Annotated in this window: 17 protein-coding genes; 7 read left to right on the top strand and 10 right to left on the bottom strand. The window is 61.9% G+C overall.

What is annotated here, in order from left to right; translation table 11 throughout:
• Positions 1–15: 15 nt before the first annotated feature.
• Positions 16–2568, top strand: coding sequence for a glycosyltransferase (locus WDM24_RS13870; RefSeq protein WP_338831627.1), 2553 nt, complete (start codon positions 16–18; stop codon positions 2566–2568).
• Here WDM24_RS13870 and WDM24_RS13865 read toward each other — a convergent pair.
• Positions 2509–4245 carry a glycosyltransferase family 2 protein gene (locus WDM24_RS13865; RefSeq protein ID WP_338831626.1) on the bottom strand — a complete coding sequence of 579 codons (1737 nt, stop codon included), beginning with the start codon at positions 4243–4245 and terminating at the stop codon, positions 2509–2511. The two genes, WDM24_RS13870 and WDM24_RS13865, sit on opposite strands and share 60 nt — an antisense overlap.
• A 51-nt stretch (positions 4246–4296) precedes the next feature.
• On the opposite strand from WDM24_RS13865, the gene WDM24_RS13860 reads away from it, so the two are divergent.
• Positions 4297–4668: a hypothetical protein gene (locus WDM24_RS13860; RefSeq protein ID WP_338831625.1), complete on the top strand. Its 372-nt coding sequence runs from the start codon at positions 4297–4299 to the stop codon at positions 4666–4668.
• Between the two features lie 403 nt (positions 4669–5071).
• Positions 5072–6379, top strand: a complete 1308-nt coding sequence (locus WDM24_RS13855) for a UDP-glucose/GDP-mannose dehydrogenase family protein (protein ID WP_338831624.1) — start codon at positions 5072–5074, stop codon at positions 6377–6379.
• Positions 6380–6514: 135 nt separating this feature from the next.
• Here WDM24_RS13855 and rfbD read toward each other — a convergent pair whose 3' ends face one another.
• Positions 6515–7426, bottom strand: a complete 912-nt coding sequence (gene rfbD, locus WDM24_RS13850; protein WP_338831623.1) for a dTDP-4-dehydrorhamnose reductase — start codon at positions 7424–7426, stop codon at positions 6515–6517.
• Positions 7426–7980, bottom strand: a complete 555-nt coding sequence (gene rfbC / locus WDM24_RS13845; RefSeq protein WP_166293797.1) for a dTDP-4-dehydrorhamnose 3,5-epimerase — start codon at positions 7978–7980, stop codon at positions 7426–7428. Before rfbC ends, rfbD begins: the two co-directional genes overlap by 1 nt.
• A 109-nt stretch (positions 7981–8089) precedes the next feature.
• Between rfbC and rfbA the strand changes: the two genes are divergently transcribed.
• The 3 genes from rfbA to WDM24_RS13830 all read left to right on the top strand — a co-directional run bounded on the left by rfbA (position 8090) and on the right by WDM24_RS13830 (position 10839).
• Positions 8090–9001, top strand: coding sequence for a glucose-1-phosphate thymidylyltransferase RfbA (gene rfbA / locus WDM24_RS13840; RefSeq protein WP_029082372.1), 912 nt, complete (start codon positions 8090–8092; stop codon positions 8999–9001).
• Entirely contained in the window at positions 8991–10058 is a 1068-nt protein-coding gene (gene rfbB / locus WDM24_RS13835) for a dTDP-glucose 4,6-dehydratase (RefSeq protein WP_166293795.1), read from the top strand. Before rfbA ends, rfbB begins: the two co-directional genes overlap by 11 nt.
• A gap of 115 nt (positions 10059–10173) precedes the next feature.
• Positions 10174–10839, top strand: a complete 666-nt coding sequence (locus WDM24_RS13830) for a hypothetical protein (protein WP_338831622.1) — start codon at positions 10174–10176, stop codon at positions 10837–10839.
• A gap of 344 nt (positions 10840–11183) precedes the next feature.
• Here WDM24_RS13830 and WDM24_RS13825 read toward each other — a convergent pair whose 3' ends face one another.
• A complete protein-coding gene (locus WDM24_RS13825; protein WP_338698666.1) occupies positions 11184–12428 on the bottom strand; it encodes a glycosyltransferase family 92 protein in 1245 nt (414 codons plus the stop codon).
• Between the two features lie 494 nt (positions 12429–12922).
• On the opposite strand from WDM24_RS13825, the gene WDM24_RS13820 reads away from it, so the two are divergent.
• On the top strand, positions 12923–13852 hold the full coding sequence (locus tag WDM24_RS13820) for a hypothetical protein (protein ID WP_338831621.1): 930 nt from the start codon (positions 12923–12925) through the stop codon (positions 13850–13852).
• 113 nt (positions 13853–13965) lie between these two features.
• Here WDM24_RS13820 and WDM24_RS13815 read toward each other — a convergent pair whose 3' ends face one another.
• From WDM24_RS13815 to WDM24_RS13790, 6 genes are all read right to left on the bottom strand, one after another.
• Complete coding sequence (locus tag WDM24_RS13815) at positions 13966–14889, bottom strand: glycosyltransferase family 2 protein (RefSeq protein WP_338698662.1); 924 nt, start codon at positions 14887–14889, stop codon at positions 13966–13968.
• 8 nt (positions 14890–14897) lie between these two features.
• Entirely contained in the window at positions 14898–17105 is a 2208-nt protein-coding gene (locus tag WDM24_RS13810) for a glycoside hydrolase family 99-like domain-containing protein (protein ID WP_338831620.1), read from the bottom strand.
• 336 nt (positions 17106–17441) lie between these two features.
• Positions 17442–19478, bottom strand: coding sequence for an SEL1-like repeat protein (locus tag WDM24_RS13805; protein WP_414645718.1), 2037 nt, complete (start codon positions 19476–19478; stop codon positions 17442–17444).
• Positions 19475–20821, bottom strand: coding sequence for an HlyD family type I secretion periplasmic adaptor subunit (locus tag WDM24_RS13800; protein ID WP_338698656.1), 1347 nt, complete (start codon positions 20819–20821; stop codon positions 19475–19477). Before WDM24_RS13800 ends, WDM24_RS13805 begins: the two co-directional genes overlap by 4 nt.
• Positions 20811–23045, bottom strand: coding sequence for a peptidase domain-containing ABC transporter (locus WDM24_RS13795; RefSeq protein ID WP_338831618.1), 2235 nt, complete (start codon positions 23043–23045; stop codon positions 20811–20813). Before WDM24_RS13795 ends, WDM24_RS13800 begins: the two co-directional genes overlap by 11 nt.
• A 197-nt stretch (positions 23046–23242) precedes the next feature.
• Positions 23243–23854 carry a class I SAM-dependent methyltransferase gene (locus WDM24_RS13790; RefSeq protein WP_166306484.1) on the bottom strand — a complete coding sequence of 204 codons (612 nt, stop codon included), beginning with the start codon at positions 23852–23854 and terminating at the stop codon, positions 23243–23245.
• Between the last annotated feature and the right edge of the window lie 226 nt (positions 23855–24080).

The raw sequence follows: 24080 nt of genomic DNA, 5'->3' as shown, positions 1-24080 counted from the left end.
GCATGAGGGCGAGATTTGACCGCCGACGCGCGCAGGATCGCCTTCACGTCCAGAACGCTCCACCACATCGATCTCGAGCGCGCCGCCGTCAGGGCGCTCGAAGCACGCGACTTCCGCCTGGCGTTCGCGCTCGCCGATCGCCGCTGCCGGATTCTGCCGCATGCGGACGCCCGCGCCCATTTGCTGCGCGCGGAAGCGCTGTTTCATCTCGATCTCCTGGATGCGGCTGTCGCCAGCGTGGCAAGGGCGCTCGAGCTCGAGCCGGACGATCTGGTCGCCGCGCGGCGCATGATGGCATGGGGCGACGGCGCCGAGCAGATCGACGCCGCACGAAGCGTCGCGCGGCGCGACGACGATCCGGATTCGGTCAGGGGCGCCCTCCTGCTCCTCGAACAGGCCGGTCAGGACAGCTGCGCCCGCGTCGACTTCCTCGATGAGGAGGTGAAGGGATGGGTGACATGGCGCGGAGCGGACGCCCCGCATCTTTCACTGGCGCAGGCGGGCCAATCGAGCACCGTCACGCTTCCCGCCGATTCCCGCCACAGATTCGCGCTCCACGGGCGACGCGCCGCGAGCTTCCGCCTGATGCGGCCGGCGTCCACGACCTCGCAGCTGCTCGAGATCACGCAGGCGGACCGGGTCATCGCAAGTGTCCAACTCCCGGCCAACCGCGCCCCGGATCGCCGGATCGCGCCGCATAGGCCCGCTCGCACCGGGCACGGCGAAACACCGCCGCTCACCATCATCATCCCGGTGTATCGGGATCTGACCGCAACGCGCGCCTGCATCGAGAGCGCATTGACCGCGATAGCCTGCACGCCGGATTCGACCATCGTCGTCGTCGACGACGCATCGCCTGAACCCGACATCAAGCATTTGCTCGGCGAGCTGGCTGCGGACTCCCGCATACGGCTCCTGACCAATGCGCACAATCTTGGATTCGTCGGAGCCGTCAACCGGGCCCTTGCCGAGACGACGGCGGGCGATGTCGTGCTGCTGAATTCGGATGCGATCGTGCCGCAACACGCGCTGCAGCGCCTGCGAAGCGCCGTGCGATCGATGCCGGGGATAGGTACCGCGACGCCGCTATCGAACAATGGCGAATACACCAGCTTTCCGGTCGCAAACAGATCGAACCCCCTGCCCTCGCCCGCCGAACTGGAATTGCTGGATGAATTTGCCGGCGCAGCGAATTCCGGCATCGCCATCGACATCCCCAACGGCATCGGGTTCTGCCTCTACATCACCCGCGAATGCCTCGAGGCCGTGCGTGAGTTGTCCGACGACTTCTATCGCGGCTATCTCGAAGACGTCGACTTCTGCCTGCGTGCTGCAGAGGCCGGATTCCGAAACGTATGCATCCCCTCGGTGTTCGTTGGACATGAGGGTTCACGCTCATTTCTTGGCGAGAAGCGCTCGCTGGTGATGCGCAACCTTCGCGTTCTCGAGCACCGCTACCGGCGCTACGCGACCGAGTGCGCGGCGTTCCTGCTTGCCGATCCGCTGCGCGATTGCCGCGCGGCGCTTGAGCTCAAGTTGCTTGCGAACGAAGCGCGCACAGACGGCCCGCACATCATCCTGTGCGGCTCCGCCGCCGGCCGCGCGATCGCCATCAGGCGATGCCGGCAGCTCGCGGCGGAGGGCGAGCGCAGCCTGATCGTGCATTTCCGCTCCGAGGGACAACGCCAGCTGGCTGCAGCGTTCGACCCCGACGGTGGACCACCGCAGTCGATCGCATTCGACGTCGCGACGCATCAGGGCGGCGAGGCCTTTCTGAAGTTTCTCACCGGTCTCGACATCCGCTCGCTTACGATCGCAGAGCCGAACCGCATCCCCAACGCATGCCTGGCACAGCTCACCCAGCGCTTCGTCTACGACCTCCTGATCACCGACACCGCGCTTGCAACGCGCCCCGCGATTGGGGCTGGTGTTGATCCCGACTGGTCAAGCCTGATCGCTGTGGCGCGACGCGTGACTGCGATCGGCCAGAGCGGCGCCGACTTTTCGGACGCGGTGCTCGACCTGCGAGTGGTCAGGTTCGGCGAACCGTCTGCATCGCCAGCGCCTCCTCACGCCGCGAGCGGCCCGGCGCGTCTCGGCCTGCTTGCCCTCCACGCCAGCGCTACGGAATTTCGCTTCATCCGCGCGTTGAGCGACCAAATGGCCGACGCCGACGACGAGATCGAGATCATCGTGCTGGGCACCACCCTCGACGATCTCAAGCTGATGCAGCGGACCAATGTCATGGTCACCGGCGAGATCGCCACGGCCGACGTTGCCACACTGATCGCGGGTCACGGCATCACGAAACTGGTTCTCGACATAGGCGCGCCGGCGTTTGGACATCCACTGGTCGACGCGCTCCTGGCAACCGGGCTGCCGGCCGCCGCAACAGCGTGGATTCCGGCACCAGGGCGCGGCCGAACAACCGACCTGAAGCTGCGGCCTGGCTTTGATGCCGACGCGACGATCGCTGCCGTATGCGACTGGTTGGTCGAGGATGTCGCGCTACATCCCGATCGGGGGGACGGTCGGAACAGGCGGCAAATTGGCACGCGCCTTCCATGAGCGGGGCGGCCATGCAAGTGCGGAGAACGGCGCCGAATCCAGCCCTAGCAGCGGGCTGTAATAGGGATCGTCGAGCAGCACCGCTCCCCATTTCGCTCGCAGCATCGCCAGCTCGCGATTGAAGCGGGCCTTGCGATCCGGCGCGGAATCACGGCCCCGGCTCGCCGACTCCAGGTGAACGAGTTTCGCGTCGGGCGTGAATACGATCCGCTTTCCGAGCTGGCGCAGCTTCAGGCACAAATCGATATCGTTGAAATTGATCGGAAAGCGGATAGCGTCCATGCCGCCGACGGCGACGAAATCGCGCTTGCGCATCAGCAGGCACGCCGCGGTCACCGCCGAGCATTCGTGCGCCACCTGGAGCAGATCGCCGTAGCCGGGATCGCCATCCATCCGGTCATTGAAGGCGTGCGCGGCGAAGAAGTTGGTGCCCAGCACCACTCCGCCATGCTGCACGACGCTGTTCGGCCAGAGCAGCTTCGCACCGACAGCTCCGACATCGGGAGCAGCCAGCCGCCACAACAGTTCCGCCAGCCAGCCGTCGTCGAGCGCCTGAACGTCGTTGTTGAGAAAGCAGATATTCTCCGTGTCGACGCAATCGACGGCGGCGTTGTTGATCGCTGCGAAGTTGAACGGCCCCTCGACCGAAATGACGTCGATCTCCTCCGCAGACAGGCTCTCCAGATAGTCCAGCGTTTCAGGCTCGGTCGAGCCGTTATCGACGACAAGAATCCGGGCATTGGTCTCATGTACCGCCGGCGTCACCGTCTCGATGCACCGCTTGAGAAGGTCGGCGCGATTCCTGTTCGGAATAATGATGGTGGTGCGCTCGTTCCAATCGACCGCGCGCTTGACCCGAACGGCCGGCAGGAGGCCAGCCTTTCGCGGCTCGACATTCGCCTCGATGCCGGCTCTGGCGAAATGCGCTTCGCTTGCGGCGATCAGTTCGGCGGTCGCAGCCGACGCATCGATCCGCGGCAATGCCGCAACCGATCCCGGCAGATGAAACGTGCGATCAGGCTCCACGCAGGACAGGAAGATATCGTAGAGCGACGTCGCCGATCGCAGCGCTTCCAACGCACGTTCCCGGCGCACCGCGAAACAATACGCGCCATAGGCCTGCTCGAGCGCTCGTTCGAGGTCGAAGGCCGAAAACGCCAGCGGCCAGACGGCGCCGCCCTGGACCTCGACGTCGCCGTAGACAAGATCGCAGTCGATTTCTGAAGCGAACACTTCGGCGAAGCGCTGCAGGGCGTCTTCCGCGAGGATGGTCCCGCTCAGGCAGAACACGAAGAACTTGCTGTTGGCCGCATCGCCGTCGACAAATTCGCGCGCAGCTCTCGGATCGAACTGGCTGAATCCCTGGGCTGGCAGGCTCGCCGCCGTCCAGGCCGCGTGCCGCTGGGCTTCGAGGCTCTCGATGCTTTCGTCCACCCTGACGTCGCCGATCAGCACGACCGCGGCCTCGGACGACACGTCGGATTGAATGGCCGGCCAGAAGCGCGCCTTCCAGCCCTGATAGGTGTGGAATGGCACCGAGGCCGGCAGCAGCTGGTCGAACAGCTGTCCGCGCAACCGCTCGCTGTCCCAGCGTCCGAGATCGGCGAGGGTTTGCTCCAATCCGCGATCGAACGCGACAAATGCAAGCGGCTCGGAGACCAGATTCCGCCCCGACATTGTCCGCGCCGACAGTCCACGCACACGACCATCCGCGAAATGCTCGGGCAGATGAAAATCAATCCGGCGGCCGACCCCGAACTCGCCTCCTCGCGCGACGTTGGTCCACCCGATCGGCCTCACGGTCATCACCGGCCGTTGCGCGATCAGGATTTCAATGTCTTCGTCGACGTCTTGAGCAAGCCAGCCTTCGAAGCGCAAACCTCCGGCCCATTTGATATCGCCGATCCGGTGCCACTGCGCCTCCGGTGCGGCGACATCGCAACGAATCGGAGCACCGACGGAACTTCCGATATTTGCCAGCCTGGCTTCAACGATCCTCGCGTTCGAGCCGACCTGATCGTGCACGTGGAAGGTAAAGCCAAATCGGCCATCGCCGATCCCGGCGTCGGCCAGCTCTGTTACAAACTCGTCACACAATGATGACATGTATGGCTCGCCGTCGACGAGCAGTTCGACGGTGTAGCGTCGGCCGAGATCGGTGCGGTCATAAACAAACCCAGAAAACGTGGTGCGATCGTATCTGGAGAATTGCGTTTGCAACGACGCGTATTCAGTTCCTGAGGGCTTGTGCTTGCTGATCGTCTTCATCCTCATGTCACCCCTCAAACGGCGGCTCGGTTGTCAATCGATTGCAAACTGAGAATGACGTCCATGGCGCGCCTTGGGTGACTAGCGAGCACTCAACTGCACTCAGGCAATCACCGTTTGCACAAAAAGCCGCCGACCTTCAACACAAACTATACGTTATAAAACTTGGCGTTATCGGTGCCAATTGTGCTAGTGCTAACTCCTCCTCTCCACACACTGATCGACGAGCGGATTCATGAAGATTGCAATGGTTGGAACGGGATATGTAGGTCTCGTGTCAGGAGCGTGTTTTGCCGACTTCGGCCATCAGGTCGTTTGTGTCGACAAGGACGCCGACAAGATCGAAGCCCTGAAGCGCGGCAAGATCCCGATCTACGAAACTGACCTCGATCAGCTCGTCAAGACCAACACCGGCGCCGGGCGACTGACCTTCACGACCGAGCTCGCGGGAGCCGTCGGGGAAGCCGATGCCGTGTTCATCGCGGTCGGAACTCCGTCGCGGCGTGGCGATGGCCATGCGGATTTGAGCTACGTCTATGCGGCCGCCCGCGAGATCGGCACGGCGCTCAAGAAATTCACCGTGGTGGTGACGAAGTCGACCGTGCCCGTGGGCACCGGCGACGAGGTCGAACGCCTGATCCGCGAGACCAATCCCAGCGCCGATTTCGCCGTGGCGTCGAACCCCGAATTCCTGCGCGAAGGCGCGGCTATCCAGGATTTCCGCCATCCGGACCGGATCGTTGTCGGCACCGAGGACGAGCGCGCCAAGAAGGTGATGGGCGATGTCTATCGTCCGCTCTACCTGAACCAGGCGCCGATCCTCTATACCGCACGGCGCACGGCGGAATTGATCAAATATGCCGCAAATGCCTTCCTTGCCACCAAGATCACCTTCATCAACGAGATCGCCGACCTCTCCGAAAGGGTTGGGGCGAACGTGCAGGAGGTCGCGCGCGGCATCGGGCTCGACAACCGGATCGGAACCAAGTTCCTGCACGCCGGCGCGGGCTATGGCGGCTCCTGCTTCCCGAAGGACACCCGCGCGCTGTTCAAGACGGCGCTCGACCACGACGTGCAGCTAAAAATCGTCGAGGCCACGCTGACTGCGAACGATAACCGCAAGCGCGCGATGGCGCGCAAGGTCGCCAACGTGCTTGGCGGCGAGCTGCGCGGCAAGACGATCGGCGTGCTTGGCCTGACCTTCAAGCCCGATACCGACGACATGCGCGAGGCGCCCTCGATCCCGCTCATCAACGGCCTGATCGACTTCGGCGCCAAGGTGAAGGCCTACGATCCCGTCGGCATGGAGCAGGCGCGCAAGGAATTGCCTGAAATCGAGTACTGCAAGGACGCCTATGAATGCGCGCGCCAGGCCGATGCGCTGGTGATCGTGACCGAGTGGCGCCAGTTCCGCGCCCTCGATCTCAACCGCATCAAGCAGGAGATGAAGCATCCGGTCGTCGTCGACCTGCGCAACATCTACCGTCCGGACGAGATGGCTGCGCACGGCTTCACCTACGACAGCATCGGCCGGCCGCGCTGAGCGGCCTGGCCTGCGATCACCGCGGGTCGATTCAATCCCGAAGCCTCGGTTCTGATGCACTCAGAACCGAGGCTTCAGTTTTTTGGTTGACGCGCTTTTCTCTCGCCAACCTGTGTCCACGTCGTCGAAAGCGCGCTAGGCGTGAGCCGGCGCGCCGAGCTGGACAAATGCATCGAGTTCGGGTGCGAGCGCTTCCTGCCAGGTCGGCATCGTCACGCCAAACTGCGCCTTCAACCGCGACAGATCCAGCCGCGAATTGCCCGGGCGCACCGCCTTGGTCGGGAAATCGGCCGTGGCAATCGGAACGACGTTCTCGACAGCCAGCGCGACGCCACGCGACCTCAGGCCGTCGACGATGGCACGCGCAAAACCATGCCAGCTGGTTTCGCCGGCACAAACGAGATTGACGACACCACCGCGGCGCACGAGCTGATCGTGCAACGTGGTGAGGTTCGGCACCACGATGCCGGCAACCGCTCCGGCGATCGCCCGTGCCGTCGTCGGCGCACCGATCTGGTCGGCCACGATCCGCAACTCCTTACGCTCGCCGGCGAGCCGCGCGATGGTGCGCAGGAAATTGGTGCCCGTTGCGGCATAGACCCATGAGGTGCGCGCGATCAGATGCGCGCCGCCCGCCGCCTGGATCGCAACATCGCCGGCAAGCTTGCTCGCGCCGTAGACCGACAGCGGCTCGGTCGGACTATCCTCGCGCCACGGCCTGTCGCCCGAACCATTGAAGACGTAGTCCGTGGAGAAATGCACCAGCGGCACGCGGTTCGCCGCAGCCCATTCGGCGATCGCTTCGGGTCCCTTCGCGTTGACCAGGAACGCCAGCTCGCGCTCGTCCTCGGCGCGGTCGACCGCGGTATAGGCCGCCGGATTGATGATGAGATCGGGCTTCAAGCTCTCAAGCTGGCCCGCCAGCTTCTCCGGCTTCGACAGATCGAACTCCGCGGTCGGCGGCGCGATGATCATGCCGTGGCCTTCCAGCAGCGGCTTGAGCGCACTGCCAACCTGGCCGCGTGTTCCCGTCAACAAGATCCGCATCAGATTTGTCCATAGGTCGGAAGATTGCTGGCGTCGGCCAACAGCGGCGCGTCGGCATCCTTGGCCGACAGCTGCGGCTTGTCGACGCCCCATTTGATCCCGATCGCGGGATCGTTCCACCGGATCGAGAGCTCGTCCTTGGGGCTGTAGAAATCGTCGCACTTGTAGAAGAAGTCGGCGGTTTCCGAGAGCACCACGAAGCCATGGGCAAAGCCGCGCGGCACCCACAATTGCCGGCGGTTCTCCTCGCTCAATTCGACCGCGACATGCTTGCCGAAATTCGGGCTGCCGACGCGCACGTCGACGGCAACGTCCAGCACCTTGCCGCGCAGCACGGAGACGAGCTTGCCCTGGGTGACGGGGTTTTGCAGATGCAGCCCGCGCAGCACGCCATAGGCCGAGCGGGACATGTTGTCCTGCACGAAGGGCCGCGTGATGCCGTGCTCGACATAACGGGGGAACTGGTAGGTCTCGAGGAAGAAGCCGCGCTGGTCGCCGAACAGCTTCGGCTCGACGATCAGGACTTCAGGAAGCTCGGTCTTGATGACGTTCATTTAACAAGGGTTCCGATCTGCGCAGGCCCGAAATGTTAATTCGCTCTCATAACAAACTTGTGCGGCGCACGCTATATGTTATGTTTTGATAATCAAACTGTGAGGGACCATGAAGGGCATTATCCTCGCCGGTGGAACCGGCTCGCGCCTCTACCCCGTGACTACCGTCGTTTCCAAACAGCTGCTGCCGGTGTTCGACAAGCCGATGATCTACTATCCGCTGTCGACGCTGATGCTGGGCGGAATTCGCGACATTTTGATCATTTCGACGCCGCAAGACAAGCCGTTGTTCCAGCGCCTGCTCGGCGATGGCCACGAGATCGGCATCAGGTTCTCCTACGCCACGCAGGAGACCCCGCGGGGTCTCGCCGACGCCTTCATCGTCGGGCGCGACTTCATCGGCGATGACTCCGTCGCTCTTGTGTTAGGAGATAACATTTTCTACGGCCACGGCCTGCCGAGCATGCTGTCGGCCGCCTCGGTCCGCAAGAAGGGCGCCACCGTGTTCGGCTACGTCGTGAACGCGCCGGAGCAGTATGGCGTGGTGGAACTGGACAGCACCAACCGGGCGCTGTCGATCGAGGAGAAGCCGAAGCGGCCGAAGTCCAACGTCGCCGTCACCGGCCTCTACTTCTACGACAATGACGTGGTCGACATCGCCGCCGGCATCAAGCCGTCGCCGCGCGGCGAGATCGAGATCACCGACGTCAACAAGGCCTATCTCGAGCGCGGCGACCTCTATGTCGAGGTGCTCGGCCGCGGTTTTGCCTGGCTCGACACCGGCACCCATTCCTCGCTAGTCGAGGCGAGCCACTTCGTCCAGATCCTGGAGCAGCGCCAGGGCTTGCGCATCGCCTGCCCCGAGGAAATCGCGCTGCGCCAGGGCTACATCTCGCTCGAAGCCTTCGCGAAGGTGGCACAGAAGACCGCCAAGAGCAGCTACGGCGAGTATCTGCTGTCGGTCTATCGCTCCTTCCAGGGCCAACCCCGCACTGCCGAGGTATTGAAACATGCGGTTTAAGGGATCGACGATTTTCGTCACCGGCGGAGCGGGTTTCATCGGCTCCGCCGTGGTCCGTCACTTGCTGCGAGACACCCACGCCCGCGTCGTCAACATCGACAAGCTGACCTATGCGGCAAACCTGGCTTCGCTGCCCCGCGCCACCGAAAGCCTGAACTACAGCTTCGAAAAGGCCTGCATCTGCGAGGCGCAGAACCTGCGCCGGCTGTTTGAGAAATATCAGCCCGACGCGGTGATGAACCTTGCCGCGGAAAGCCATGTCGACCGCTCGATCGACGGCCCCGGGGAATTCATCCAGACCAACATCGTCGGCACTTTCACGATCCTGCAGGAGACGCTGCGCCACTGGCGCACGCTCTCGCCGGAGAAGCGCGACCAGTTCCGCTTCCTGCATATCTCGACCGACGAGGTATTCGGTTCGCTCGGCGACGAAGGCCTGTTCACCGAAACCACGGCCTATGCGCCGAACTCGCCCTATTCCGCCAGCAAGGCATCATCAGATCATCTGGTGCGCGCCTGGCGCGAGACCTACGACCTGCCGACCCTGGTGACCAACTGCTCCAACAATTACGGCCCCTATCACTTCCCGGAGAAGCTGATCCCGCACATGATCATCAAGGGGCTCGCCGGCGAACCGCTGCCGGTCTATGGCGACGGCCAGAACATCCGCGACTGGCTGTTCGTCGAGGACCACGCCAAGGCGCTGACGCTGGTGCTGGAGCGCGGCGAGGTCGGCGAGACCTACAATGTCGGCGGCCGCAACGAGCGCACCAATCTGCACGTGGTCGAGAGCATCTGCGACCTGCTCGACGAGGTCGCGCCGGCTGCGGCAGGCCCGCGGCGTCAACTGATCAATTTCGTCAAAGACCGGCCTGGCCATGACCGCCGCTACGCCATCGACGCCACCAAGCTCGAAACCGAGCTCGGTTGGCGCGCCGAGGAAAATTTCGAAACCGGCATCGCCAAGACCGTGCGCTGGTACGTCGACGAGCAGCCATGGTGGCGCGCGATCCTCGAGCGCGGCTACAAGGTCGAGCGCGTCGGGCTGAACCAGTAATTGCCGATCTCTCGCGAGCGCCCGGGTTCAGGGATGTGAACATCGGGCGCTTGCTCGAAATGCCAGAGGCGGTCTTGCGGAGGGACGTTGTCCAAGCAGGAAGCCGGGAAGCGCGATGACGATTCAATCTCATCGCCGTTTGACGAGCCGCATCCGCCTTCCGCCAATGGTGGGCGCCACCCACCAGAGCAATCAAGCAACGACAGGATTCGCCATGAATGTCGCAATGGACGGTCAGGAACTGACACTGTTCAAGAGTTTCGTGGATCTCTCGACGCGCTATCTGGAATTTGGCTCGGGAGGAAGCACCTGGCTAGCCTGCCAAACCAGGAAGGAGTGGGTCATCTCCATTGATTCCTCCGAGGAATGGCTCTCCAACGTCGGCGACGCCACAAAAGGCGCAAGCACCAAACCGCTGCTGCTGCACGTCGATATCGGCAAGCTGCGCGAATGGGGTCATCCGGCGGACCGGGAGCGAGAGAGCTCGTGGCCCGACTATCACGAACTCGTCTGGGAGCGTCCGGAAAGCAAGACTGCCGACCTGTATTTCATCGATGGCCGGTTTCGCGTGGCCTGCTTCGTGCAGTGCGTGCTTCACGCCGCACCGGGCGCTTTCATCGCAATTCATGACTTCGAGAACCGCCCCCACTACCATCCGGTGCGAACGGTCGCCCGGGAAATCGCGCGTGCCAACAACATGTCGATCTTCCAGAGGCCGCCGAGGATCGACGTCGACGCCGCGCAAGCGCTGCTGCAGAAATACCGGCTGGAGCCCCTGTAGCCGACCGCTGCGATCAGGGATCGCTTCAAGCACCCACGATTTATCGGGGCCCTCGCCTGCCGCCCTCTACCAGGCGAGCGGGGCTAACGTATTTGGAAAATCCGGTGCGCCGCGTCTTTGCGGCCATCCTTCGCGACGCCGCCCATGGCAGGCACCTCCAGCGACAAAGGCAAACCTTTGCGCGGAGATGAGGTGTTGTTTTTGTGGCAGAGCTGTAGACCCTCATGGCGAGGAGCGCCGCTTGCGGCGCGTCTCGAGCCACGAGGCCAGGCGCTTGCACGGTCGCCGAAGGGAAGCCTGGGCGATCGCCTTCCCCCAGCGAGGAACATCGCTGTTCCCCAGACTCAGCCCGGGATCAGTTTCTTCAGCTCAGGAAGAAATCGTTGAATCGTTGCGTCTTCAACGTCATTGCGATCCCGCAAGGTGAAGAACTCCATCGCGCGGATCTTTTCAGGATCGCCATCGGCCAACGGCCTGCCGCGCTCGCGCTTCTTCAGCAATTGCTGCCGTGACTTCGTGTAGTAGTGGTTGATCACGAGCTTGTTCCGCTTGGGAGCGGTAATGCGCCCGCCGATCGGAAACACAGGCGTGCCGTCTTCCTGGACGTAGCAACCCAAAATCAGGGATTGGTGGGGATGCAGGTAGGCCACGATGGTGTCGGGCCTCAGGATTGACTTCATGATGAAATGATCCGGGAAGTCGTCCGGAGCGCGACGCGTGAAGGACTCGATGCACAAGCCGGCCGGCCTCGCGTCGTGACCGTTCGATCCGAAATTCAACCACTGCACCGCCACGGCCGGCGCCGGCCCGACCTCCGCCAGGACGTCCTTGATGTTGCCGGCCTCGGTCGGAAACAGATACTCATCCGCATCAATGAAGGCGCACCATTCCGAACAATTGCGATAGCTGTCGATCGCATGCGAGAATGCGCGCATCTGACCGAATTCCCCCGCGACGAAATGATACGTGATCATTTCGGGCCACGGGAAGGACTCGATGACGGCATGCGTATTATCGGTGCTGCCGTTGTCGTAAAGGTAGAAGTGATCGACCCCTACCAGTTTGTGGAAGTGCAGCCATTCCAGCAGATCGTCGCCCTCATTCTTGATGGCGCACACCACTGCCAGGCCGTGCTTCTTGCGATCGATCCCGGCATAGAGCTTCCTCGCCTCCATCACGCGCAGGAGGCCGGCAAACTCTCGCCGCAGATTTTCACTTTTCGGGGCAGCAGCGAGCGCGGAAAGATAGACGTCCTGCGCTTCGGAGGCGGCTCCCATGTTGAGATCCGCGATCGCGAGGCGATGCAACACCCGCGAGTCGGACGGCAGCTGCTTGACGAGGTCGAGAAGGATGCCGCGCGCTCCAGCGAAATCACATGCCTGCACAAGCGCCGCCGCCTTTGCAAACTGGAATTCCCTGTAATCACCGAACTGCTGCTCCAACTGCTTGACCGATTGGATCAGTTCGTCGGGATTCGGATTTGCGATCCGCCCGGAAAAGAATTCTCTAAGCCTTGTCTCGATCTCACTTGCTGGAAGCGTATCGAGATTCACGCCTGAGCTGAAACTAGACAATGCTGGAATTTCCATGTCCAACCTGCGCCGCTCCCCACGAGATCAACAAGCAATTAACATTGGCTCGCACCACGAATTCCCTACTAGCGCACTTATTTTGCGAGATTAAGGCTATAACACGAAGTGCTCACACTTAACTGTTGTAAGGTTATTTCGAGGAAAATCAATACAATAGAGCAGAGAGGCTTGGTGTCGTTTGCACGAAAATCGTGTCACGGGACGGAAACGATCGGAGATCGCCAATGGACAATAGGAACGAAGCAGCTCGGAAGCCGTTCGCGCTCACGCGAAGGATGTTTTTAACATCACTATCCGCAAGCTTCCTGCCCGGCGCGCTCAGCGTCTTGGGTTCCGGCCAGTCTGCCGCGGCCCCGGTCCCTCACAGGCCGCTCGTGGGCGCAATTCGATGGGACGCCTGGTATTCACCGGGCTCGCAGCCAACCGAGGCCGTCAAGCAATCACTCGCCCCTGAAAGATATCGTTGGCGGACTCCCTTCTTCGGGACGCAGGTGAACCGCGCGCCCAACACGCTTGATTTCCCGACCTCGATCGAGACCGAGATGGATAAGGAGATCGACCAGGCGATCTTTGCCGGACTGGATTATTGGGCATTCGCCGCCTACGGGGCCAACCATCCGATGTCAAAAGCCCTTTACGAGTTCAGGGCCCGTCCCAAGGCCGCCAATCTCCGATACTGCATGTTCACCGAGCTCGGCCGGTGGGGATCGCTGGCCAAGCAGTCCTCGCTCCCCCACGAGCACATCGGCCTGATGGCGGACAAGAACTATCTGAGGGTGGAGAACGATCGGCCGCTCTACTTCCTGGGCTTTATCAAGGGTGCGGACGTGCAGCGAAGCTGGGGAGGTGTGGAAGGCCTCCGGAGCGCGTTGAGCAAGTTCAAATCCGACGCGAACGGAGCTGGTCTCGCGGATCCCTACATCGTGCTGGCAGGAGACATGAAATTCCTGAGCCAGGAGGCCGCCAATGTGGGCGCCGACGCAGTGGGGTCGTATGCGCTGACAACCGGCAACGGCCGGGGAAGCTTTGCCGATCTCGCGAAATATGCCGAGAAAGGCTGGAATGATCTGGCCGCCAGCCAACTCCCCGTTGTGCCCACGGTGATGACGGGATGGGACAGGCGCCCTCGCATCGAACATCCCGTGCCCTGGGAGACAAAGCAGCGTCCCGGCGACGGGATCACCAATTTCTATACGGCTCCGACCAAGAAGGAATTGGCGGGCCATCTGGCGCAATCGATCAGCTGGGTGAACAGCCGCGCACCCGATCGCCGGGCGCCCGCAGTGCTGATCTATGCCTGGAACGAAAATGACGAGGGCGGCTGGCTGGTCCCGACCATGCCTTGCCAAACCGATCGCCTCGAAGCGCTGCGCGAAGTGCTGAAAGCGACCGCGCAGTCGCCGTCCAAGAACCTGTGTTAGATCGCCTTCGCGCGAACCGCGCGCCGGCATCCGTGACGCAGGTGCGCCGAACCTGAAGCCCGGCTCCGTTCCGATTCCATCGGAACGGACAGAGCCGGCCTTACGCGCCTCGATCAGCGCCAGCGAAGCGGCCTGGTCCGATCGTTCGACTCCACGGTCCGATGCTCCACATGATAGGGCGCGTAGATCTGCTTGACCCAATAATTGAAATTAGGATGCAGCTTCACGAAGTCATAGAAGGAATCACCGAAATTCGACGGACTGAGGCAGGTCTTGTTCTGAGGCCTCGACGTGATCGCATTCAGACAATACGACTCCATGCAGGCCTTGGTCTCGCTCTCCGCCACCTTGCTAAGACTTCGGAAACTGTTGGTTGAATGAAGCCGATACAGATAGCGGTCGGTCTCGAGGTAGGTCGGCTCGACTTTCGTTACGGCGCGCAGGGCGAAATCCCAGTCATGGCAGTATTTGAGATCGGCGAGCCAGCCGACCTGCCGCAGCAGCTCACGGCTGAAGACAAAGTTTCCGGTTGAGGCCGCAATCTGGGAATCCAGGAACGTCCATGACAATGGCGTGCTGGCAATTTGAGCGCGGTCGATTGCATAACGCAGGCGCGTCGGGAACTGATAGTTGGCGATCGACTTGCCATGTTCGTCGATCGGCTCGACCGCCGAGAAGCCGAAAAACAGCCGCTCCTTGCCACACTTGTCCGCGAACTGCCGAACCCGATCCTTGGAAAAGGCGTCGTCCGAGTTCAAAAGGAAAATCAGGTCGCCGCCGGTCAGCGACAACGCTCTGTTCCAGGTGTAGTGGGCGCCCAGATTTTGCGGGTTCTTGAGCAGCTTGCAGGAAACAAAGCGCTTCCCGAACGACTTCTTCTTGATGACCTTCTGCGCGACCTCAAAACTCTTGTCCGGCGAATTGTCGTCCACGATGACGAGTTCGAGGTCGGCGAAGGTCTGTTGATAGACAGTCTCGAGGCATTCCTCGAGGTACTGTTCGTGCTTGTAGCAGGCGATGACGACACTTGCGAGCATAGCCGGCCTCAACGTCTCACGATGATCGAGTGACGCGACCTCACGAGGAGGCTGGCTCCGTCGCCGACCTCCAGGACGGCGAGTTGATACTCGCCATCCGCCAGATCCCGAATCGAGAAGGACACCTGAAAACCGAAATAAGAGTCCTTGCTTTCGGCCTTCATGTATTCCTTCACGTCGACGCGCTCGTGCCAGTCGACGATCAGACAGTACCCGCTGTTCGCTGCATTCTCCGCGGCAAGCGACGACAGGACCAGGAATCCTGTTCTTTGCCTGCTTGCTTCGAAAGCAGTGCCCGCGCAGATCCATCCGCGCACCACTATCTCGTATCGCGGATCGGCGATCACCCGCTCGCTCGTTTGGGAATTGATGTTTTCAATGACCAGCAACGAGCCCACCGGACCATCGGACGCGCCTTCTGCCTCGACCGGGACGCCGCTTCTGACGCGCTGCACACCCGACTGACCGAGACCCGATCGATGCAGGTTTGCCAGCACCTCGACATGCGCAGATGATTCCTTCACCGCCCATTCGAGCTCCTGCCTGCTCAGGCAATCCAGAAGGTCCGGAGTATTTCGAATCTGGACCGAAATAGGCTCCGCCGAAGCGACCCGCCTCACGACCTCCAGAAACGCGCGTCCATAGCGCGAGTCCGGCTCGAGATGAGCACCCTCCGCCCACTCGTTCCAGGAATTGATGAAGACCAGTGACTCGGTAAAGCTGTTGCCCTTGGCCCGCAGGGTCGCGTCGCGAAGCCAGACCTCGAACGCTTCCGGGCTCGACCTGGTAAAGACGTGACCGCGCGCGCCCTTGCGCGGCGTATTGTCCCAGCGCGGCATCACGGCAGGAAAAAACGGGAAATCGTAGCTCTTGCCGAGAGACGACCGCATGGCGTCGACATAGTCGTACACCTTGCCGGCGAAGGTCGCCGGTGCGTCGACGTCGGTCGGCGGCACCTCTCTCGTCGAGACCGTATGCGGCGGAAATTCGATGGCGGCATCGCAATTGACATCTCGCGGGTCGAACTCTCCGAACGTCATCGCATTGCAGATCAGAAGCTCGCCGATTCCGAGCTCTCTCGCTCGCTTGCGCCAGATCTCGAACAAGTGCTGCTTGTCCGGCAACAATGACGGCCGGTAGATGACGATGATCTTTCGACCATCGACGGTTATGTAGCGCTCATCGAGCAGCAGATCGGCCATGTCGTCGATAAAGCGAACATCATCGTCCAGCGAGTGATTCTGCCCCAGCAGAAGCTCGGCATCGGAACCGTCCCACCGGCGGGACCAGTTCTCGTTTGCCCAGCAGATGCAGAACGGCAGGTTCGGCTCTCCGTCCTCAAGCATGAGCTGGAGCGGCTTTTCCAACAGCCTTCGACCCTGAAACCAGTAGACATAGTAGCAGAACCCGTCGATGCCGTATTTGCGCGCCAGTTCACCCTGTTGACGACGCGTTTCCGGCAACCGGACATCATAGAAGCCGAGATCAGCCGGCAGCCATGGCGATTCGTGCGTGGGGAATTGCGCACGCATGCGCGCGACGTTGGTCCACTCGGTGAACCCCGGTCCCCACCACCTGTCATTTTCTTCAAATGAATGGAATTGCGGCAGGTAGAAACAGATGTAGCGCACCTCCTTGCTGGTGCCCTCCGCAAGTCCGGTACCGATCCTGCCGTCGTTGTTCGGAAACAGAAGATCGTCGTAGTCTTCGGTCGAGAAGCCGAGCGCAACAACCACCTCGCTTGGGGCGAAGTTTTCGAACAGGGGTATCTCGTAGTACTCGCCGTCGTTCAGGCTGACTCGGAGATAGATCTGCGCATGCTTGGGTTCGATTAGCGCGTTTCTCAGCGCGCGTGCGAGGCGACGGCGCACGCCCCGCGTCGATAGATTGATCCGAAATCCGGGACGCCCGATCGCGCTCTGCTTGCCGATGCTGGCCGGCGCCGGTCGGCCCGTCCGTCCCTCTTCGACACAATGTGAAGCGACAAAGAGCGCGATCGAAACGGTCGCAGCAGGCGACTGAGCATCCACGATCCAGCCGGAAATCGCCCGCCCCGAATACTCGAGGATCGCACCGCGCAATCTTGGTCCGGATTGAAGATCGCTTACATCCGGATCCAGGAACACGCTCTGCGAATGATCGTCCTGCTGAACCGGACTGGCAACGGGCTGCATGTCCCTTGTGTCCCTGACGCTCCGTTCAACAATCTTGTTCATTGCCACTCAATCTCCTGCCAACGTTTAACGTTGGTCCCAGTTCTTTCTCGGTGAACCAAAAGTTCGCTTCCGAGATCACGTTGTTGTTCAAGCACACCCAAGATCGATGACCTCCCGGTGCTATCGGTCATCTTCACACAACCAATGATACATGGAAGGTTTGCTCCGCGACCGCAACATTAACGCAATCTCTCTGTCGTCGATATGAAAGTCATCGTTCGCCTTGCCCAGATTGTCATCCAGACGTGCCCGCTTCCGTGCCTTCGCGCCCAACAACAAAGCCGCCGATCGTCTCTGCTTTAGCTGCGCACGACGAGAGGCACGCATCCAGCAACATCAGCCGACGCTCTCGCCCATCGCCTGCAGGCGGCGCAGCGCCCCTTCGTTGTTCTGCTGTGCCGCTTGTCGATACCAGCGCAGCGCAGAATCGCGGTCCTGCTCGACGCCGCTGCCGGCGCGCAGCGCATCGCCAAGCGCGAGTTGGGCTTCCACCATGCCCTGCTCCGCAGCTGCCTTGAACCATTCGGCCGCCTTCGCCGGATCGGCCTCGCAGCCCTGTCCGCGCCCCAGCATCGCGGCAAGGTTGTATTGCGCCGTCGTGTGGCCCTGGCGCGCCGCCGCCTCGTACCACGTGACGCCCTGGGCAAGGTCCTGCTCGACGCCCTGCCCGGTGCAATACATCACCGCCAGCTTGAACTGCGCTGCGGCGTTGCCGCCTTCTGCAGCCTTGACGATCCAGTTCGTGGCGGCCTGCGCATCCTTGATGCTGCTCTTGGGATCGGAATACAGCAGCGCCAGGCTGTGCTGGGCCTCGACATGGCCGGCACTTGCCGCACGCTTGAACCATTGGGCGGCCGCCGGTAGATCGACGGGACCACCTGATCCCCCCATGTGAAGCCCGCCCAGCTGGAATGCCGCGGCGGAATGTCCGACCTCAGCGGCGTCGGTCAACAGCGTGCGTGCCTGTGCAAGACGCGCTTCGGATGGGTCATCCTGGATCAGAAACACGGCATAGGCCGTCTTCGCATCGGCGTCGCCGCCGTCGGCCGCCTTGCTAAGCCATTCGGCTGCCCGCGCCTGGTCGCGCGGCACGCCGTTGCCCGCCGAGTAGAGCCGGCCGAGCTGCACGCCCGCGGCGCTGATGCCGCCCTCGGACGCACGCTCGAACCACTTGATCGCGGTCGCGACGTCGCGCGTCACGCCGTTGCCGTTGAGATAGAACACCGCGATGTTGTGGGCAGCCGTGGCGTGGCCGTTCTCGGCCGCGCGTTCGAACCACTTCGCGGCCTGGCGGATGCTGGGCGCAACGCCGGTGCCGGTGGCATAGAAGCGCCCGGTAAAGAACTGCGCCTGCGCGTCGCCGCGCTCGGCCGCCTTCTCGTACCAATACGCCGCCTCGCGCAGATCCGGCTCCGCAGCAGTGCCGAGCGCATAGAATTCAGCCAGCGCCTGGATCGCCGGCAGGTAATCCTTCCGTGCCGCCTTGCGCAACGCGGTCTCGGCCTTGTCGAGATCCTTGACGGCCCCCTTGCCGCTCAGCCGCAACAGCGCGATGTTGTACAGCGCGATCGTATCGTCATGGGCAGCCGCACTCTGGAACAGCCGCGCGGCCTCTTCGGCGTTCGCGGGGAGGCCGGTGCCCTTCAGGCTCATGAACGCGAGCGCAACCTGTGCGCGGACATGCCCCTGCTCCGCAGCTTTCTGATACCAGGCCGCGGCCTGCGCGAAATCAACGCCAACGCCGCGCCCTTGATAATGCACGTCACCGAGAGCGAATTGACCTGACGCCGCGTTCTGCTCGGCCGCGGCCTGGTACCAACGCAGGGCAGTCGCGTGATCCCGCGCGCAGCCTTGCCCGTTGGCGTACATGTCACCAAGGATCGCTTGCGCCTCCGCCTTGCCGGCTTCCGCCGCCACCGACATCCAGAGGAAGGCGATGTCGAGATCCCTGGGCACGCCGGTCCCGTTCGGGAACACCAGATCGTGGACGCTGGCGGCCTTGTCACCCAGACGCGCCGCAGTGGATTGCCGCCACATCTCGGGCCTGTTCGGCCCGACGGCAGCCTGGACGCCGTGGAAGTAGATCAAGCCAAGCTGGAATTGCGCATCAGTGTGTCCGCTCAGGGCGGCGCGGTCATACCACGCGACTGCGTCCGGAAGGCTGCCGATAACACCCTCGTTCTTCGCATAGAGCAGTCCGATCCGGTAATCCGCCTCCGGATTGCCCGCTTCCGACGCAAGCCTCCAAAGGCGGAACGCCTCGAGATATTGCCGGTTCTCGTAAGCCGCCAATCCCCGTTCAAACGGCTGTGACTCTGAACGGGACGAACCGGATCGGAACAAGTCAAGCAGGGATCGCGCCGATACCGTCATGGCTCACGCATAGCTTCTTTGGCACTGCGCAGCATGCCGCCGAGCAGATACATCGCCACCGAGCGGGTGCCGACATTGACATCGCCCTGCAGCGTCATGCCGGGGATGAGGCGGAAGTTCTTCGGAACATCCTTGAAGTTGGTCTCGTCGACCGAGCACCGCGCCTTGTAGAAGGCATCGACAACCTTTCCGTCATCATCGGTCGTGAAGGCGCCTTCGCTGATCCAGCGAATCTTGCCTTGTGCCGTACCGTGCTCGGCCGCGTTGAAGGCATCGACCTTCATCGTGCAGGGGTCGTTCGGCCGAACGAAGCCGACGTCGCGCGACAGGATCTGGATCTCGGCCTCGAGCCGTGTCTTCAGCGGCATCAGCGTGATGAAGGGATCGCCCGGCTTCAGCACGGATCCAACCGAGAGCTTGGCGAGGGTCAGCACGACCGAGGGCTCTGCAGCTGTCCACCGCACGAGGTCCTGATGCTTGGTAGCTTTGTCAAAGGATGCGCGGGCCGTATCCAGGCTGTTGCGCGTCGTGACCAGATCCTGGCTCAGCTGCGCGTTCCACTGCTCGATGAAGGCCTTGCGGTCCGCCTTCAGCGATTCCAGCTGGTGTTGCGCTTCCAGCAAGGTGTTGTGGGTGTTGTCGATCTGACGCAACAGCTCCAGCCGACTGTCCTGCGAGAGATACAGGTTCAGCTTGGAGCCGCTGCCGCTTTCGGCAAGCGTCGAGCGCATGTCCTCGATCTTGCCGGCGATCTCGGCGCGTTGACCATACCGCTCGTCGTCCTTTTTCGCCTTCTGGATCGTCGCTTCGGTCTGACTGATCTTGGAATCGTAGCTCGTCACCTGCGCGTTGTACTGGGCAACGCGCTGGTCGTAGAGCGCCTTTTGCAAAGCGTTGTACTTGGTGGCCTCCGGATCCTTGGTCCCACCAAATGACAACGGTTTTCCGGACAGTTCGGCCTCATCGCGGGCGACCTGCGCGTCAAGGCTCGCAACCTGCGACTTGTACTGCGTGACGTCGGCCGCGGTGAAGGTCGAGTCGAGGGTCGCAAGCAGCTGCCCCTTCTCAACCTGCTGACCGTCCCGAACATCGATCGTCTTGATGATCGACGCGTCGAGCGCCTGCAGCACGTTGATCGAATCGACGGGAACGATCCTGCCGCCCACGCTCGTGATCACCCGATCGAGGCGCGTGAGACACATGATCGCCACAAGCGATACCAGGAACGCCGACAGCACGAACAGCGTCGCGCGGGCCAGTAGCGGCTCGGCGGCCTCGCGGATCGCGTCGGTCTCGGACTGGAACTGGCGAACGGTCGCGAGCGAAGCTTGGTTAGGAGACAAGGGTCGGGCTCCTGAAGTTCTTGTCGCTGCGGCCCGTCGGAACAAGGTGTGTATTCTGCTGGTACCAGAGCGAGCTATAGATGTCGTTTCGTTCCAGAAGTTCATCATGACGTCCGATATCGTTGACCACGCCGCGATTGAGCACGAGGATCGCATCGGCCTTGGTGAGCGACGACAGGCGGTGCGAGATGATGATCAGCGTGCGGCCGTGCGCAATCCGCGAAATGTTCGCGTTTACGATGGTCTCGCTCTCCGCATCGAGCGCGCTGGTCGCTTCGTCCAGGATCAGGATCGGGGGATTGACGATCAGCGCACGCGCGATCGCGAGGCGCTGACGCTGGCCGCCGGAGAGGTTGGTGGAACCCTCGTAGATATAGGTCTCGTAGCCTCGCGGCAGCTTGTCGATGAATTCCTCGGCGCCGGCCATTCGCGCCGCCCTGACAACGTCGTCGAAGGTCGCATCCGGCTTTGCGGCGGAAATATTCTCGCGGATGGTGCCGCTGAACAGGAAGTTCTCCTGCAGCACGACGCCCACGTTGCGCCGGAGATGGTCGACATCGTATTCGCGGACATCGATACCGTCGACCTTGATCAAGCCACCATAATCGGAGTGCAGGCGCTGCAACAGCCGCGTGATCGTGGTCTTGCCCGAGCCGCTCTTGCCCATCACGCCGAGCGTGGTGCCGAGCGGAATCTCGAAGGAGACATTGTTCAACGCCGGCGACACCGCGCCCTTGTACTTGAAGGTAACGCCGGAGAACTCGATCAAACCCTTCAGCGGGTCCCTCACGCCATGGCCGGAACGTCCCTCTTCCGCCGGCTGATTCACCAGCCTGCCGACGATCGTGACTGCGGTGCGCGCCTCGTCATACTGGTTGATGAGCTGGGCCATCTGCATCAGCGGGCCGGCAACACGTTGCGACAGCATCAAAAAGGCAAACAGCGCCCCGACATAGACCGGATCGCCGCTGCTCACCGCCAGGTAGACACCGAGCGCATAGGGAGCGCTCACCGCCAGCCGTTCCAAGGGACGCACCAGCGTCTGGATCGCAGTTCCGGTCAGGCCTTCCGCAAGACGCGCCTTGGCGACGCGCGCCACCAGCACATCCCACATGTGCCGTTGCCGCGTATCGAGCGCCAGCGACTTGATGGTCCTCATGCCGTTCAGGCTCTGGATCAGAAACGCCCCCTGCGCGCCTTCAGCCGCCAGAGTTGCCGAGGACTTCTTTCGGTAGGCCGGCAGCATCAAGACGAGCCAGGTCACGATCGCTCCAGCAAAGGCCAGAACCATCAGCGTCATGGTCGGACTGAAGAAGAACATGACGGGCAGGAAGAAGAAGAGCGTTGTCGAGTCGAGAACGGTACCGAACAATTGCCCGGTCAGAAAGCCGCGAATCCGGAACACTTCGCGGATGTCCCGGGAAATCAGGCCGACAGGGTTCTGTTCGAAGTAATCAATCGGCAGATTGAGCACCTTCTCGAACACGTAGGTCGACAGCTTGACGTCGAGGCGTGCCGTCAGGCGCTGCACCAGATACTGCCGCAGGAACGTGAATGCCGCCTCGAACAGGATGACGACGAACATCGCAACACACAGCACGTAGAACGTGTTGTAGGCCTTGTAGAAAATGACCTTGTCCGAGAGCAGCCGCCAGAACATGATCGGCGCCAGGCCCATGAAGCCCAGGATCAGCGCCGCGATCGCGACGTCGCGCAGGATGCGCCGTTCACGGAACAGCAACGCGACGACAAAGCCGAAGCTGAACGGCCGGGTCTCGTCGGAAATCTCGTAATCGCGCTTGGCCATGACGACATCGCCCGACCAGATGTCCTCGAAGCGCGGCTGGTCGATCACGAGCAGGGCATCCTCGCTCGCGTTCGGATCCCGCAACACCACCCGGGTGTTGTTCTCATCGCCCTCAAGGCGCAGCAACACCATGTGGCTGCCGTCGCGCAGGCGAACGATTGCCGGCAGCGCCCGCTTGAGATGGCTCAGGCCCTTCCAGTCCAGCTTGACGGCCTTTGCCGTCATGCCCGACGAATTCGCACACTTCAGGAGCTCGGGGAGCGTGACTTCCTGATCGCGCAGGAGATTGTCATGGATGAGCTGGGATGTGGTGAGGTGCAAACCATGCTGTCTTGCCACGATGACGAGACAGGCGAGGCCCGTGGGAGGCAGGTCGTCCACCGAAGCAGCGCCGACGAGCGAGAGGTGTGTGGTCATGGATGCCTCGAAGTTTCGACTGCGCAGATCCGGTTCTCAGCGAACTATAACTTATCATTGTTAGTTCGCTAACGCAGCATTTTCAGCAAGCCAGCCAAAAATATATGTATCGAGAAGGTTTGAGAAGCCTGTCTCGACACTGCTGCGGACCGGGTTTAACCACGGAACCTTGTAACATTGTTTAACATCGACAACCGTCAAGCGGCGCTGACGGTCTCCCGGAAGTCGAACCCGCAGGCCTCCAGGAGCGGCCGGATCCGCCCATCATCGGCCTCCGGCATCAGCGCCAATGCGCAGATCTCGAAATTCCCGCTGCGCACGGAGACGGTCGGAAACCCGGCGCCGAGCAGCAGGTTCCCCATCCGGTCGCTCGAAAAGCCGGTCTTGTGCGCCATATGATGGCGCCCCTGCTCGATTGCGCCGGAATGTCCGTAGATCATGTCCAATGGCCGGATCGGACCGGCCGCCGAGACATAGGCGATCGCACCGAGACCTTGAGTCAACATGTGCTGGGCCACCGCCTCGAGATCGGGCGACATGATCAGCGCGAATCCGTCCGGCTTGAGGACCTCGCGGAACTGGACAAAGGTCGGGTGAATCTCATGGGCATAGAGGTGCTCCATCAAGTGGGAACACCAGATCGCGTCGAACGAGGCCGGCGGGAACAGTTCGGAGAGATCGGTGATCGATCCGACGATGTCCGGATCGACGTCTGCGTCGACATCCAATCGAATCTCTTCCCATTCAGGCGATGTCAGGAGCGGCTGGATCCGCTTGGCAACCGTCAATCCAGCACCGGCATTCAGCATCTTCTTCTTGGCCAATTCGAGAGCTCCAGGCGTTGGTCCGTTAAGCGGCTGATTTCTACAGCAATCGCTTATCTTGACTGATGTTACCAAGGCCGCGGAAAGCTATTGGCCATAGTTCCATCGGGTCAAGCAAGCTTTCCGGCTTTACAAAAGCTACGTGGTCCGAATGTGACAAAGTAACTTCTAACATCCGTCGACGGGAAATGCCTGGCGCGGGACTTGTAAT

The sequence above is a fragment of the Bradyrhizobium sp. 27S5 genome, from assembly GCF_037217225.1.
GTDB lineage: Bacteria > Pseudomonadota > Alphaproteobacteria > Rhizobiales > Xanthobacteraceae > Bradyrhizobium > Bradyrhizobium septentrionale.
Note: the sequence above shows the minus strand (reverse complement) of the source record. Positions and strands in the feature narration are given on the sequence as shown.

Coding starts and splice junctions, on each gene's coding strand:
- WDM24_RS13865 (WP_338831626.1), bottom strand. CDS start 4,245: ATGTCGGGGCGGAATCTGGTCTCCGAGCCGCTTGCATTTGTCGCGTTC.
- WDM24_RS13860 (WP_338831625.1), top strand. CDS start 4,297: ATGAAAATCAATCCGGCGGCCGACCCCGAACTCGCCTCCTCGCGCGAC.
- WDM24_RS13855 (WP_338831624.1), top strand. CDS start 5,072: ATGAAGATTGCAATGGTTGGAACGGGATATGTAGGTCTCGTGTCAGGA.
- rfbD (WP_338831623.1), bottom strand. CDS start 7,426: ATGCGGATCTTGTTGACGGGAACACGCGGCCAGGTTGGCAGTGCGCTC.
- rfbC (WP_166293797.1), bottom strand. CDS start 7,980: ATGAACGTCATCAAGACCGAGCTTCCTGAAGTCCTGATCGTCGAGCCG.
- rfbA (WP_029082372.1), top strand. CDS start 8,090: ATGAAGGGCATTATCCTCGCCGGTGGAACCGGCTCGCGCCTCTACCCC.
- rfbB (WP_166293795.1), top strand. CDS start 8,991: ATGCGGTTTAAGGGATCGACGATTTTCGTCACCGGCGGAGCGGGTTTC.
- WDM24_RS13830 (WP_338831622.1), top strand. CDS start 10,174: ATGACGATTCAATCTCATCGCCGTTTGACGAGCCGCATCCGCCTTCCG.
- WDM24_RS13825 (WP_338698666.1), bottom strand. CDS start 12,428: ATGGAAATTCCAGCATTGTCTAGTTTCAGCTCAGGCGTGAATCTCGAT.
- WDM24_RS13815 (WP_338698662.1), bottom strand. CDS start 14,889: ATGCTCGCAAGTGTCGTCATCGCCTGCTACAAGCACGAACAGTACCTC.
- WDM24_RS13810 (WP_338831620.1), bottom strand. CDS start 17,105: ATGAACAAGATTGTTGAACGGAGCGTCAGGGACACAAGGGACATGCAG.
- WDM24_RS13805 (WP_414645718.1), bottom strand. CDS start 19,478: ATGACGGTATCGGCGCGATCCCTGCTTGACTTGTTCCGATCCGGTTCG.
- WDM24_RS13795 (WP_338831618.1), bottom strand. CDS start 23,045: ATGACCACACACCTCTCGCTCGTCGGCGCTGCTTCGGTGGACGACCTG.
- WDM24_RS13790 (WP_166306484.1), bottom strand. CDS start 23,854: ATGCTGAATGCCGGTGCTGGATTGACGGTTGCCAAGCGGATCCAGCCG.